Source organism: Priestia sp. FSL W8-0524, from assembly GCF_038005965.1.
Taxonomy (GTDB): domain Bacteria; phylum Bacillota; class Bacilli; order Bacillales; family Bacillaceae_H; genus Priestia; species Priestia zanthoxyli.
Map to the genome: position 1 here is coordinate 4,646,466 of NZ_JBBOUG010000001.1, position 14,299 is coordinate 4,660,764.

The following is a 14,299-nucleotide window of genomic DNA, read 5'->3' on the forward strand; positions in this document are numbered from 1 at the left end:
TCTTAATTGTTAATGAAAATCATTATCACTTACGAGGGGGAAAAGATGTGAATACATATTCTAAAGGCAAGTTGTCATATTTGTTGTCCATTCTTACCATTATGACACTGCTTGTGCTGGCAGCCTGCGGTAATTCAAACGGCGCTGACAGCGATAAAAAAGAAAAAACTGAGGGTTCTGGCGAAACTTACACAGTAAAACACGCAATGGATAAAACCGATATTAAAGGAACGCCTAAACGAGTGGTTGTTTTAACGAACGAAGGTACTGAAGCTCTTCTTGCAATGGGTGTAAAGCCTGTGGGCGCTGTTCAATCATGGTTAGGAAATCCGTGGTATGACCATATTAAAGGTCAGATGAAAGGCGTTAAAAGTGTGGGTACAGAAAGCGAGCCAAGCTTAGAAGCAATCGCTGCTTTAAAGCCTGACTTGATTATCGGAAATAAAATGCGACAAGAAAAAGTATACGATCAGCTTAGTCAAATTGCTCCGACTGTATTCTCTGAGGAGCTGCGCGGAGATTGGAAATCAAACTTTAAGCTATATGCAAAAGCTGTAAACAAAGAAGAAAAAGGTAAAGAAGTATTAGCTGACTATGACAATCGCGTAGCAGATTTAAAGAAACGCCTTGGAGATCAGTTAAAACAAAAAATCTCAGTTGTACGTTTTACAGCTGGAGACGTTCGTATCTATCATAAAGATTCATTCTCAGGTGTTATTTTAGATCAGCTTGGATTTGCTCGCCCTGAGTCTCAAGACAAGGATGATTTTGCTGAAATGAATGCAACAAAAGAACGCATTCCGGCAATGGACGGCGATCAGCTATTTTACTTCTCTTATGAAACGGGAGACGGTGAAGCAACAAAGCTTGAAAAAGAATGGATAAACGATCCTCTCTTTAAAAAGCTAAAAGTGGCTCAAGAAAATCATGTTCATAAAGTAGATGATGCTACTTGGAATACAGCAGGCGGTGTGTTAGCAGCTAATATCGTCCTTGATGATATTGAAAAAATCTTCTTAGATAAAAAACAATAATAATATGAAAGAAAGAGCTTCGACGAATCGAAGCTCTTTCTTTCATGTATAATGTATTTCCTTTCATCGCACACTAACCGTGGTCTCACTTTATTAAATAGGAGTGGTGAAAATGAATTCAAAAAAACAGCCTAAAAAGCAGCCAGATACAAATGAAATGGCTGACCGTCAGTTCGAAACAGAAGATTATAACCGACAAGATGCACTCTCACAAGGTCTAGCAGAAACACATGAGCAAATAAGCGACGCCTATCAAGAAGGATCATTTGAAGATACAGATCGTTAATAAAAAAAGAGCTGACTCTAAGTCAGCTCTTTTTTATTTTGAATGCTGCCATGCCGTTTTAGGCAATGACATGGACATCCACTGCTGGCGCTTTGATTTATCAATCGTCACTTTCTTTGCTTTAATTCCTTGTTGAATCAGCTGTTTCATTAGTTTATCAATTGACTTCATCGCTATTCACCTCAAAAGCGGAAATTTGTCTTGCTTCTACTCTTTTACTTTTTTGCGCTTAAACTTCATAAAAAACTCATAGACAATTGGAACGATAATGAGCGTAAGCAGCGTAGAACTTGTTAGTCCTCCAATCACGGTAACCCCTAGCCCTTTTGAGATAAGGCCTCCACCTTCAAATCCAAAAGCTAATGGAAGCAGTGCACCAATCGTTGCAATAGCTGTCATTAAGATCGGGCGAAGACGTGTCATTCCAGCTTCTAGTAAAGCTTCACGCGTTGAAAGACCCTCTTGCTCTTTATGAATCACGCGGTCAATCAGAACAATCGCATTGGTTACCACAATTCCAATCAACATAAGAGCTCCAATCATCGAAGAAATACTAATCGTTTCCCCAGAGATTAAAAGTGCCACTAGCGCACCAATGAGTGTAAATGGAAGTGAGAATAAGATAGCAAATGGCGCTAAACCTCCACCAAATGTCAGTACAAGTACGAAGTACACGATACCAATGGCTGCGAGCATGGCAATTCCTAATTGACTAAATGAGTCATTAATTTGCTCTGATGCTCCGCCAAAGTTAATGTCCATATCACTTGGCAAATCAATTTTCTTCACTTCTTTTTGGACGTTAGAAGAAACGCCGCCTACATCGTCACTCTTAATATCGGCACTTACCTCTGCATAAATTTTATTATCACGGCGCGTTACCGTATTCGACGTTTTACCTTTTTTAATATCGACAACTTCATTTAATGTAACTTCCTGTCCAGTTTGAGAGGTCACTTTTGTGCTTGAAAGTTCGGCAAAAGTAGAGAAATCCTCTTTTTCTTTTGGAAGGTATACGTTAATTTCGTTTCCGTCTTTTTGGATAGTTGTTAATACTTCACGCTGTCCAAGGTTGGAAATCTGCATTCCGATTTGACTAGCAGACAAGCCGAGTTCAGCGGCTTTCTTTTGGTTCGGTACTAGCGTATATTCATCAAACGTATCTGAAAGCGTAGAATCGACATTTTTCAGTTCTTTATGCTTTTCTAAAACGCGCTGAACTTTGTCAGCATAAGGTTTGATTTCGTCTAAGCTATCTCCGTAAATAAGGACGTTTAATGAATTATTGCTGCCGCTAGACGCCGTATTCATGGAGCCCCATTCACCTTGATTCGCTTGTTTATTAAGAGCTTTTAATACTTTATCCTGCTCTTTATCAAAGTTTTGTGTATCCTCGTCATATTGCACAAATGTTAAAACATTATTTTTGCTTCCCGGATTAAAAGAGTTACCTTCACCGAACGAATACTGAACCGTTTTGACACCATCTCGCTTCATCAAGTACGCTTCTGCGCGATTCGCTGCTTTTTCCACGTCGCTTTGAGACTGTCCGGCTTTCGGTGTATACGTAAGCGTCAGCGTTTTTTCTTGATCGGATGATAAAAAGCTAACCCCAATAGAAGGAACTAAAAATAAACTTCCTACTAACAGTAGTACGGCTAACCCAAAGGAAATAAGCTTATGGTTTAGCGTCCAGTTCAAAATTCGCTTATATCCGTGCGCTAGTTTGCTTGGCTTTTCTTCTTTGACTTTTACATTTGTTTTAAATAACGAATGAGCAAGCATTGGCACGAGTGTTACCGCTACTAGCAGTGATGCTAACAGTGCAAAAACAACCGTTAACGCAAACGGTAAGAATAGCTCTCCTACCGGTCCTTCTACGAGACCTAACGGTAAGAATACGGCCACGGTTACGACTGTAGAAGAAAAAATCGGAACAAACATTTCTTTCGTCGCCGCGACAATTAAATCTTTTCCTGTAAGCTTTTCTTCCTGATAAGCCATGCGGCGGTAAATATTTTCAATAACGACAATGGAATCATCTACAACCCTTCCGATGGCTACAGTCATCGCTCCAAGCGTCATAATATTTAAAGAGATATCCATTGATTTGAGCGCCAAAATGGCGATTAATAGCGAAAGCGGAATTGAAATAACGGCAATAATCGTTGAACGAATATCACGTAAAAATAAAAGAATAATAATAACCGCAAAGACCGCACCGATAATAGCTTTATTTAGCATCGTATGAACAGAATCTTCAATCGGTTTACCTTGATCAAAAATATTGTCAACGTGAAGGTCTTTATTTTTCTTTTCTAGGCTATTCATTTTTTCTTTAATATCATTTACAACATTTACTGTGTTCGCATCCTTCGCTTTGACAACTTGTACAGCAATTGAAGGTTTTCCGTTCGTGCGAGAAATGGATTCTGCTTTCCCCGTCACTTTAACATCCGCAATTTCTTTTAATTTCACAGTTGGAATCGAAGCTGCGGACGGCGCCTGCTGCACGGCTCCTTGTGTTTGCTGCTGGCTCATTCCTTGTTGCTGACCTTGAGCAGCTCCTTGACTAGGCACAGCTGGAATCTCTAAGTTTTCCAAATCTTTTTCTGTTGTCATCTTTCCGTCTACCACAACAGATTTTTGAGATCCATCCATCGTATACGTACCAGCCGGCACTTTTGCATCGGATGCTTGGATCAGCTTTTTCACCGTATCTTCATCGAGTCCCAGCTGCTTGAGCTTGTCTTGTTTGAATACAAGTTCTGCTTCTTCAACTTGTTCTCCTGACACGCTGACCGAAGAAATGCCTTGCACTTTTTCAACTTGTGGAACAACGGTATTTTTTACATACTTCGTTAAGTCTTCTAATGATTTTTTATCATCTGAAACACTTAATGAAATAATCGGAAAATCACTGATGCTTTGTCTTGAAACATTTGGTTCCTCTACATCATCTGGCAGATCCACGTTTGAAAGAGCTCGTCTGACTTCGTCTTCTGCCTTCTCCATATTTTTACTAAAGCCATATTCAACTTGAATGGTAGCCATATTTTCATAAGAAGACGAGCTAACTGTGTCAACGCCGCTCAGTCCCTGAAGCTTTTGTTCAATTGGCTTACTCACCTTGTCTGCCACTTGTTCCGGAGTGGCGCCCGGATAAGTTGCACTGACTGTTACAACAGGCGTTGATATATCAGGAATGGTCTCTAGCTTCATATTAAATCCTGAATACAGCCCTGCAATAATGACAAAGAGTGTTAACAGCCATACTGCAAATTTATTTTTCAATGAAAATTTAATAAACTTCCCCAATGCATATCCTCCTTCAAATATATGTATACTAATAAAATTGACTGATTGGTCACAACAACTTAAAATATAAATGACTAACCGGTCAGTGTCAACCCTAAGCAGTCTCTCTCCTAATATGTTCATAATAAAGACATATTTACGATAAATCTTTTTTAGAGGAACTGACTCCCGTTCTTAACTTTGATATATACCTTTATCTTTTTTAGTGTATGATACTATTATCTAACGAAATGAATGGTCAAATTGTTCAATAAAGGAGGTAGAATACTTGAAAGAAAAAGAAAAAAGAATAATTGAAGCTTCGATTAAGCTTTTTGCAAAAAAAGGATTTAATGCTACCTCTGTGCAAGAAATTGTAGATGAATGCAACATTTCAAAAGGTGCATTTTACCTGCACTTCAAATCTAAGGATGCACTTTTATTATCAATTCTAAACTTTTACTATGAAAAGCTCTTTAGCTCTGTTTATGCTCTCGACGAGGAAGTAAACGATGCCCGCAGCCGCTATATGAATCAGCTCATCTATTTCTATGAATTTATTACAGAGCACAGAGATTTTATTATCATGCAAATCCGGGAAAAATCGATTCCATTTAACAAAGAAGTGGAGACCTTTGTTCATAAAATGCAGCGAGAAACGTTTTACTTTCATCGCAAAAGCCTCGTTAGCGTATACGGAGAAGACGTAACTCCTTATATCTCCGATTTAACGAAAATGATTGAAGGTATTCATCATTCCTTTTTAGAAATTATTATCTTCAATCAATACGAGCTTACCTTTAAAGAAGTCGCGCAGTACATAATGGAACGAGTTGATGTATTAGTAGAAGATTTATTAGCTAGAAAACCTCGTCCCCTTATTCCCGCTTCTTTTGGTGAAGATATATACGGAAAGGAACGAACGACTTTTCTAAGTAAAAATGAGCAGGTAAAACAAGCTCTTGAGGAAATTAAACATCTGCTAGACACCAGTGATCATATTTCTGATGAACACGCAGACAGCTTTCACATTTTACAAACGGAGCTAAAAAAAGATAAGCCTACCGCTGCTATTGTAAAAGGCATGGTTGGAAATTTAACGGAACTTAAACCGTTGGAAGAACCGCTTAATCTTTTAACAGCTTTACTCCAACAAAAATAACAGAAGGCTTCAAGCCTTCTGTTATTTTTCTGCTTTTGAACTAGATACTCCCCCAGATAACACGAACTTCATTGCTTCTTCCGGCTTAATATCTAACCATTCAATTTCTTCTTTTGGAATCAAAAAAGTAAAACCGGCTACTTGAAAAGTTTGTGGAACATAGACAGCGACATGGTCTTTTAACGAGTGAATAACCTCTTCTACTTCTTCAGAGGTCACAAACCCTATGACTTTCATTGACGTGCCGGGCATTGGCACTAAAGCTACTTTTGAAAAAGACTTTTTCTCTCCAAGAAAAGATTGAAATGTATCTTTAATGACACTATATAGCGTTTTAACAAGCGGTATTTTTTCTAACAATCGATCAATTAAGTTAATAATTTTCCCAGCGAAAAAACGGGTAGATAACCACCCTAAGAACGTAATTAAGACAAGCGTTGCTAAGATTCCAATACCAGGTATATAATCCTGCTTCATATAGGGCTTCAATACGTTCCCTAAAATGCTGTCTAAAAAATTAAATACTCTTACCAAAATATAAATAACAAGGATAATAGGGACAATCGTTAAGAGTCCATTGATAAAACTTTTTATGATTGCTTTCATGCAAACACCTCATTTTTCCTGACATACTGCTGTTCATTATACAATGGATTTGTTTTGCTGCGTCTTTTTATTTCTATTCACATACGTATAAACTAGCGACGTTTTATCAAAATAATAGATGGGTACATGAACATACATACTTATATATTTATTTTTTCGGAGGGATACAATTGGGACGTTTAGAATCAAAAATTGCTGTTATTACAGGGTCAAGCTCTGGTATAGGAAAAGCAACTGCTGAGCGCTTTGCGAAAGAAGGAGCGGTTGTTATTTGTGCCGATATTAATTTGGACGGGGTAAAAAAAGTAGCAAAAGAAATTAAAGACGCTGGCGGCGAAGCATACGCCTACTATATCGATGTAGCTGAAGAAGAAAAAGTAAAAGAGTTCACAGCGGAAATTGAAAAGAAATTTGGAAAAGTGGATATTCTTTTTAATAATGCGGGGACAGACACAGAAGGCGGCAAGCTTCACGAATACCCTGTAGAACTTTGGGATCGCTTAATGTCGGTAGATTTACGTGGAACATTTCTTGTAAGCAAATACGTTATTCCGCTGATGTTAGAAAATGGCGGGTCGATTATTAATAATTCATCCGTATCTGGACTGGCAGCAGACTTAGACCGTTCTGGCTATAACGCGGCGAAAGGTGCTATTACCAACTTAACAAGAACCATGGCAATTGACTACGCTCGTGAAGGTATTCGCGTTAACTCAATTGCTCCTGGAACAATTGAAACGCCTCTTCTTGATGATTTATCAGGCGCTGAAGAAGGAAAAAAATTCAGAAAAGCATATGAATGGGTCGATCCCATGGGCCGTTTAGGCAAACCAGAAGAAGTAGCCGGTGCCGTATTATTTTTAGCATCCGATGACAGCTCATATGTAACGGGTGACTGCATTACGGTAGATGGCGGTCATATGGCGTATACATGGCCTGGAAAAATGCTTTACGATAAAATGTGAGAATACAATTAGCTCTATACCTTAATGTATAGAGCTTTTCCGTTTGCATTTTTTCTTTAAAATAGACGTGACATTATGTCAAGACAGGTGTAAACTTAAAGCAAAATTCTTTGCTTCTAGGAGGAAGACATGAAAACAAAACAATTATCAGAACGTCAGCTTCTTGGCATCGCAGGGCTAGGATGGCTCTTCGATGCAATGGATGTTGGCATTTTGTCTTTTATCATTGCAGCTCTTCACGCTGAATGGGGACTTTCCCCTACTGAAATGAGTTGGATAGGCAGCGTTAACTCGATCGGGATGGCCGTTGGAGCTCTCGTGTTCGGGCTGCTGGCTGATCGAATTGGGCGAAAAACCGTTTTTATTGTGACTCTTGTTCTTTTTTCAGTGGCAAGCGGACTTTCGGCTCTTACTACTACCCTTGCTGCTTTTTTAGTATTTCGATTTTTAATTGGAATGGGTTTAGGAGGAGAGCTGCCTGTTGCTTCTACCCTTGTGTCTGAGACCGTGGCGCCGGAAAAACGCGGTAAAGTGGTCGTCTTGTTAGAAAGTTTTTGGGCGTTCGGCTGGCTACTGGCAGCGCTTATTTCTTACTTTGTAATCCCAGCTTACGGGTGGCAGCTAGCTCTTATCCTAACGGCTATACCAGCATTTTATGCCATTTATTTGCGCATCAAACTGCCAGATTCTCCTCAATTTTTAGAGGCGACAAAGGAAAAGAAACCGTCTATTGCGGACAATGTAAGAAGCGTGTGGTCTAAGCCTTATCGTCAATCTACCGTTATGCTGTGGGTTCTGTGGTTTTGCGTTGTATTTTCATATTACGGCATGTTTTTATGGCTACCTAGCGTCATGGTCATTAAAGGATTTAGCTTAATCAAAAGCTTTGAATATGTATTGATTATGACATTAGCTCAACTGCCTGGCTATTATACGGCTGCTTGGTTTATTGAACGCATGGGCCGAAAATTCGTATTGGTCACATATCTGTTAGGTACGGCTGCCAGCGCATATATCTTCGGAAATGCAGAGTCACTTTGGCTGCTACTAACAGCAGGTATGCTGTTGTCTTTCTTCAACTTAGGCGCTTGGGGAGCTTTATACGCGTATACACCTGAGCAATATCCGACATCTATTCGAGGCACAGGGGCTGGAATGGCAGCTTCTTTTGGACGAATTGGAGGAATTTTAGGACCGCTGTTAGTTGGGTATATGTCAACCCAAGGTGCGTCTTTAACGATTACGTTCTCCATCTTTTGTGCAGCTATTTTAATCGGTGTTGGTTCGGTTGTTTTTCTAGGAAAAGAAACCAAACAAAAGCAGCTCGCATAAAAAAAAGACGCTCTTTTAGAGCGTCTTTTTTTTTGCTTATTATTTATTTTCTACTAGCTCTTTTTCGCCTGTATCTACTTCCACGTCACGCTGAGCAAATACTTTCTTGGCTACGCTTAAAGCATTTAACACGCGAGGGAAACCCGTATATGGAATTAATTGAATGATGCTCTCCACAATCTCATTCGGCTCTAGTCCAGCTGTTAAACCTGTGTTTAAATGCAGCTCAAGCTGAGGCTCTGTACCCTGAGTAACCAATGACGAAATGGTAACTAAAGCTCGCTGCTTATTCGTTAAACCTGGTCGTGAATAAATGTCTCCATAGGCAAATTCAATAATATATTTCCCAACGTCAGGAGCTAGGTCTTTTAAGTCTTCCGTAATTTTTAAATGAGTCGAAATATCATCGTTACTCGTTAACGTATATTCCATTAATTTATCTAAACCTTTTTGATAACTATTTTGTGCCATGTAAAATCAGCCTCCGTATTTTTTACTGACACCGCGCGGAATCAATGTTTGTTTTCGTGTATGTTTTCTACACTATCTACTTTAACGCACATTCTTTCTTTCGTAAAATACATATATTCAATACAACATATGCATTTTATCTATATAAAACAGAATGCTGTTCATTCATATAGTGAAGGAATTGTTTAGAGGCATATGAAATATATTTATCTTTTTTTAAAATCAATCCTAAATCCCATGAAATTGAAGGATTGGTAATAGGAATTGCTTTTACAACAGCAGAATCCACTTTTGCTGCAATGGACTGTGGAAAGATAGATACACCTAAGTTTTCCGCAATCATTTCACCAATAAAATCCCATTGAGAGCTCTCGTAAGCTACGTTAGGTTCAAATCCTGCTTGTTGACACGCCTGAATAAGCCGGTCGTGAAGCGTAAAATCTTCATTAAATAAAATAAATTTCTCTTGGGCTAGTTCATTAATTTCCACATGAGTTTTAGAGGCCAAAGGATGAGAATGGTGAACATATAAAAGCATTTTTTCAGAGATAAAAGGATTAATATCAAAAAGATGTTCATTTACTGGAAGCACCGCTACACCTAAGTCTAACTCTCCTTTTTCTACTGCTTTTTGAACACGATTGGCTCCGTATTCAATAAGTTTAATTGTGATATCTGGATAGAGCTGCTGAAACCCTTTAATAATCTTTGGAAAGAACAGGACTCCAATCAATGGAGGAATTCCAATTTTAATCATGCCTTTTTTCAGATTCATCACATCATATAGATAAGTCGATAGCTCATCAATGGATGCCATAACTTTTTGTCCTTGCGCATACACAACTTCCCCGGCATCCGTTAAATCAATCTGTCTTGCGGACCGATCAATTAATTCTACTTCCAATTCTTCTTCTAAGTTTTTCACCATTTTGCTCAAGGTCGGCTGTGAAATATGAAGACTTTGAGATGCTTTAGTAAAGCTCCTTAATTTAGCGACTTCTAAAAAATAATTAAGCTGACGAATATCCATCTCTGCTCCTCCTATAGATAAAGCGAATATATTTTATCTTATTTATTCATTTTACCTATTATTTTTTAAGATATACAGATAAAAAATATAAAGAAAAGATGGACACATAATAAATCAATTTACTCTAAATAAGGACAAATGGGATAAAGGCGCTAGTATGGACCGCTTGTGACACGGCTGTTGATTTCCGTGCAAGGCTTCGCTTTCCGCGGGCGGGCGCTGAGCCTCCTCGTCACTTGCGCTCCTGCGGGGTCTCACCTGTTCCGCTTTTCCCGCAGGAGTCTTCGCCTTGCCCTCCAATCAACACCTAAAAGCTACTACATGCACGAAACCTACGCTTACCATAACATCAAAAAATCCGAACGATTTATCGTTCGGATATACCTTCACCTAAAATACTTTTGTCCTGTCCTTTTTTACTACGGTTATTTAAAATATTTTGGCTGCTTGTGCTGCTTGTTCTAAGCCACTTTCAATAATTTCTTGAGCACGATCCGGAAACTGATTATGTCCTTCAATAATAACGGAGTTCACGTCCGTGATTCCAAAGAATTGAAGTACGCTGCTAACATATTTAACAGCCATTTCGACCTCAGCTGCTGGACCTTCTGAATATACTCCGCCACGCGCGTTTAATAACATCACCTTTTTATCGCCCAGTAATCCCACAGGACCTTCTGGCGTATACTTAAACGTTTTGCCTGCTTGATTTAAATAATCAAAGTACGTATGAAGCACGGCCGGCACAGTAAAATTCCAAAGAGGAAAGGCAATGACAATTTTATCAGCTTTCACAAATTGTTCTAGGTAACGATTAGCAATTTCTGCTGCTTTGTTTTCCGCTGCCGTCACTTCTAGCCCTCTTGCTAATTTAAACTGACCGTTTATCATGTCAGCACCTAAATAAGGAAGTTCTTCTTTGAACAAATTTAGCTCCATTATTTCTTCACCTTGGTGCGATTGTTGATAGCTTTCTAAAAACGCATCATATAATTTTACGCTGACCGCTTCACTTGCCGATCTGTCATTTGCTTTTATAAAAAGAGTATAACTCATACTAAAACCTCCACTGATTGTTGATACTCTTATTTTATTCGCTTTGTCCTTGCGTTTCGCACGACTTTATAATGAAATACTTTCATACTTTAGTCGGAGAAATCTTATATAAGTAAGAATTTTTAAAGAGCCAAAAATCACATTGACAACGATAATCATTATCATTAAAATTAGAGAGAAATTATTATTTATCATTTAACGTAAGGGGAGCTTTTTATGTGGTCAAGTTTGGCTTTGTCGCTTCGTGAAGGTTTAGAAGCATCGCTTATCATTGGAATTATTTTAGCTCATGTTACAAAAATCGGCCGAAAAGACTTAAAATATTCCGTCTTTATTGGCGCTGCTGCTGGCCTTATTTTCAGCTTAGTATTTGGCTTTATTGGTTTTAATGAGGCGAAAGAGTTAGAAGAAGAGTCAGAAGAAATTTTTGAAGGAGTCATGATGCTTTTAGCTGCAGGCCTTATTGCTTATTTTATTCTGTGGTTGCACCGAAGCAAAGAAGTGACATCTTCAGTTACATCAAAAATTTCCAAAAGCTCTTCCAAGTGGGGATTAATCGTTTTAGCCTTTTTATCTGTCTTTCGTGAAGGAACAGAACTAATCATTTTTAATCTGACACAAGTGAATCAACACGCCTCTTCTATTGTATTCGGCAGTATAAGTGGCATTTTGCTGGCCGTCGTTATTACATACATTTTGTTCAAAACAGCTATTAAGCTGAACCTTTGGATTATTTTTAAAGCGCTTGGTATTTTCCTTATTTTTATTGGGGGAGAGTTATGCGGTGAAGGTTTGGTTAAGCTATTTGAAGCTGGTGGAGAACCCCTTGAGATAATTGGATTTAGTGTATTTACAGTTGCATCACTGTATCTATTCTTCCAAACGGAGTTAAAAAAATTAAGAGTAAGAAAACAAAAATCAGCATCATAATCATAAAAAAGCCCCCTAATGGCGGCTTTTTTAGTTTATAGATGAAACGGGAAGATGAATCACAACTTCCGTTCCTTGTTCTTCTTCACTTTTAATAAAAATCTCGCCTTTATGCTGACGGACAATAGTTTGTGCAATCGATAGTCCAAGCCCCGTTCCTCCCGTAGCTCTGCTTCTAGCTTTATCCACTCGGTAGAAACGTTCAAAAATATGTGCAAGATCTTCTTTTGGAATACCAATTCCATAGTCTTTCACTTTGATAATGACATCTTCCTGCTTTTTTTCCACGGTCACTTCAATTTTATTCGTACTGTATTTAATTGCATTATCAAGCAAAATAATCAGCACTTGCTTCATTTTCAGTTCATCCACTTGAATCATAATGGGCGTTTGATCATAATGAAGAACTAATTCTCTTTTGTATACCTGCTGCAGCTGCTTAACGATTTGTTCAAAAATAAGAACAAGATCTGTTTGCTTCATATCAAGCGTTTGTTCTTTTTCCACACTTGCCAGATCAAGCAGCGTTTCAATCATTTTTTGCATTTTGGTTGCTTCCGCATAGATGGTGTCGATCGCATCCAGCGTAATTTCTTCATTTTTAATCCCTCTTCTTCTTAATAAATTAGAATAACTGCGAATAACGGTTAGAGGGGTTTTTAATTCGTGAGAAGCATCAGAAACAAACTGATTTTGCTTTTCAATATTTTCTCGCAAGCGGTCAATCATATGATTAAACGTAACGGTCATACCCTGCAGTTCATCTCTCGTCTCCGTTTGAATGAGAACTTTTTTAGGAACACCGCTCTCTTCAATCTCTTTCATCGTTGTGACCATATTTTTAATAGGATGCATAATGACGCGTGATAACCATCTTCCTCCTAAAAGCGACAGTAAAATGGACACAAGAGAACAAAAAATCAAAATTGATAGCAAAATATCTTTGCGGGTTTCAAAACCAGTCAGGAGCTCACCAATCTCAAGCGTTTCAACGACTTGATTATTGACTTTGACAGGCATGCGAATAACCAATACTTGTTTTTCTCTAATTTTGCGAAGCTTCACTTTTTTTTTCTTTGAAAATTCGGGCTTAATTTTCACCAGATGAGGATCATTTGATACTTGATTAATGACCGTAGAATTTTCTGAGACTGTTCGGATAAATGAATGGTTGGTCAAATAAAATTTTAGTAACTCTGGCGAAAGCTCCACGGAATGATCTTGCTGACCTTTTTGAATAATCTCGCGTGCTTTTTCGAATAAAATGTCCTGTTCCATATTCACCGTAGATTTAGTGAAGGAGAAAAAAACAACGATGTTCATGATTAATAAAATAACCACTAGCCATGCTGTTGTCAGCAAATTAATCTTCGTCGTGATCTTCATGTTTCTCCTCTTTCATCATATATCCTACGCCCCGCACCGTATGAATGAGAGAAGTAGAAAAACCTTCATCTACTTTTTTTCTTAAGTGGCGAATATACACATCAATTACGTTTGTTTCTCCTTCATATTCATATCCCCAAACGTTTGTGAGAATCCCTTCTCTCGTGACAATTTTATTTTTATTCGTAAGCAAATACACGACTAAATCATACTCTTTCGGTGTCAACGTAATGGATTCATTGTTTCTTAGGACTTCCCTTGTTTCAAGATTAATGGTCAAATCACTGATCGTTAAGAGCTCTGCTTCAGCTTCTTTCGTTCCTGATGCTTCTACGAGCGAACGATAGCGAATACAAGAGCGAACTCGTGCTAACAGCTCTTCAATTTCAAACGGTTTTGTAACATAATCATTAGCCCCTTGGTCTAACCCCATTACCTTATCTAACGTCGTATTTCGGGCAGTTAATAAAATAACTGGCGTAAACACTTCCGCTTTCCGAAGTCTTCTTAACACCTCAATACCGCTCAGACTTGGAAGCATCACGTCGAGCAAAATGAGGTCATATTGAGCGGATATTGCCGTCTCTAAACCCGCTTTCCCGTCGTACTCAACATCTACTTCATAATCTTCAAATTCCAATTCAATCTTTAGCACTTTCGCAATTTGCGCTTCATCTTCCACAATTAAAATTTTCTCTTTCATATTATGCACCTCTCACCACATGTCTTAAGTGAAAGAATAGC

General features: G+C 38.4%; 14 protein-coding genes and 1 pseudogene. 6 read left to right on the top strand and 9 right to left on the bottom strand.

Annotated features, from left to right (window positions below; translation table 11 throughout):
• Nucleotides 1-47: 47 nt before the first annotated feature.
• Together NST66_RS24350 and NST66_RS24355 are read left to right on the top strand one after the other, a co-directional pair.
• Nucleotides 48-1,034, top strand: a complete 987-nt coding sequence (locus NST66_RS24350; protein ID WP_028412079.1) for an ABC transporter substrate-binding protein — start codon at nucleotides 48-50, stop codon at nucleotides 1,032-1,034.
• A gap of 112 nt (nucleotides 1,035-1,146) precedes the next feature.
• Nucleotides 1,147-1,320, top strand: a complete 174-nt coding sequence (locus tag NST66_RS24355) for a YozQ family protein (protein ID WP_080754494.1) — start codon at nucleotides 1,147-1,149, stop codon at nucleotides 1,318-1,320.
• A gap of 33 nt (nucleotides 1,321-1,353) precedes the next feature.
• Here the strand turns inward: NST66_RS24355 and NST66_RS24360 are convergent, their stop codons facing one another.
• The gene (locus NST66_RS24360) at nucleotides 1,354-1,491 is read right to left on the bottom strand and encodes a hypothetical protein (protein WP_014457868.1); all 138 of its coding nucleotides are present in this window, start codon (nucleotides 1,489-1,491) and stop codon (nucleotides 1,354-1,356) included.
• A gap of 36 nt (nucleotides 1,492-1,527) precedes the next feature.
• Nucleotides 1,528-4,638, bottom strand: coding sequence for an efflux RND transporter permease subunit (locus tag NST66_RS24365; protein WP_028412078.1), 3,111 nt, complete (start codon nucleotides 4,636-4,638; stop codon nucleotides 1,528-1,530).
• 268 nt (nucleotides 4,639-4,906) lie between these two features.
• Here NST66_RS24365 and NST66_RS24370 point away from each other — a divergent pair, with 268 nt between their 5' ends.
• A complete protein-coding gene (locus NST66_RS24370; protein ID WP_028412077.1) occupies nucleotides 4,907-5,779 on the top strand; it encodes a TetR/AcrR family transcriptional regulator in 873 nt (290 codons plus the stop codon).
• Nucleotides 5,780-5,800: 21 nt separating this feature from the next.
• Here NST66_RS24370 and NST66_RS24375 read toward each other — a convergent pair whose 3' ends face one another.
• Complete coding sequence (locus NST66_RS24375; protein ID WP_028412076.1) at nucleotides 5,801-6,385, bottom strand: DUF502 domain-containing protein; 585 nt, start codon at nucleotides 6,383-6,385, stop codon at nucleotides 5,801-5,803.
• 170 nt (nucleotides 6,386-6,555) lie between these two features.
• On the opposite strand from NST66_RS24375, the gene NST66_RS24380 reads away from it, so the two are divergent.
• Nucleotides 6,556-7,350: an SDR family oxidoreductase gene (locus NST66_RS24380; protein ID WP_028412075.1), complete on the top strand. Its 795-nt coding sequence runs from the start codon at nucleotides 6,556-6,558 to the stop codon at nucleotides 7,348-7,350.
• 129 nt (nucleotides 7,351-7,479) lie between these two features.
• Nucleotides 7,480-8,682: an MFS transporter gene (locus NST66_RS24385; RefSeq protein ID WP_033580435.1), complete on the top strand. Its 1,203-nt coding sequence runs from the start codon at nucleotides 7,480-7,482 to the stop codon at nucleotides 8,680-8,682.
• A gap of 39 nt (nucleotides 8,683-8,721) precedes the next feature.
• Here NST66_RS24385 and NST66_RS24390 read toward each other — a convergent pair whose 3' ends face one another.
• From NST66_RS24390 to NST66_RS24405, 4 genes and pseudogenes are all read right to left on the bottom strand, one after another.
• A complete protein-coding gene (locus tag NST66_RS24390) occupies nucleotides 8,722-9,153 on the bottom strand; it encodes a carboxymuconolactone decarboxylase family protein (protein WP_033580434.1) in 432 nt (143 codons plus the stop codon).
• A 136-nt stretch (nucleotides 9,154-9,289) separates the two neighbouring features.
• Nucleotides 9,290-10,183: a LysR family transcriptional regulator gene (locus NST66_RS24395; RefSeq protein WP_033580433.1), complete on the bottom strand. Its 894-nt coding sequence runs from the start codon at nucleotides 10,181-10,183 to the stop codon at nucleotides 9,290-9,292.
• Between the two features lie 124 nt (nucleotides 10,184-10,307).
• Nucleotides 10,308-10,487: pseudogene (locus tag NST66_RS24400) on the bottom strand (hypothetical protein).
• Nucleotides 10,488-10,612: 125 nt separating this feature from the next.
• Nucleotides 10,613-11,239 (bottom strand): FMN-dependent NADH-azoreductase, encoded by a 627-nt coding sequence (locus tag NST66_RS24405; protein WP_048021813.1) that lies wholly within the window; start codon nucleotides 11,237-11,239, stop codon nucleotides 10,613-10,615.
• Between the two features lie 216 nt (nucleotides 11,240-11,455).
• Between NST66_RS24405 and NST66_RS24410 the strand changes: the two genes are divergently transcribed.
• The gene (locus tag NST66_RS24410; protein ID WP_028412072.1) at nucleotides 11,456-12,169 is read left to right on the top strand and encodes an FTR1 family protein; all 714 of its coding nucleotides are present in this window, start codon (nucleotides 11,456-11,458) and stop codon (nucleotides 12,167-12,169) included.
• Between the two features lie 30 nt (nucleotides 12,170-12,199).
• Here the strand turns inward: NST66_RS24410 and NST66_RS24415 are convergent, their stop codons facing one another.
• On the bottom strand, nucleotides 12,200-13,555 hold the full coding sequence (locus NST66_RS24415) for a sensor histidine kinase (protein WP_033580431.1): 1,356 nt from the start codon (nucleotides 13,553-13,555) through the stop codon (nucleotides 12,200-12,202).
• A complete protein-coding gene (locus NST66_RS24420) occupies nucleotides 13,533-14,258 on the bottom strand; it encodes a response regulator transcription factor (protein WP_025752630.1) in 726 nt (241 codons plus the stop codon). Before NST66_RS24420 ends, NST66_RS24415 begins: the two co-directional genes overlap by 23 nt.
• Nucleotides 14,259-14,299 lie beyond the last annotated feature (41 nt).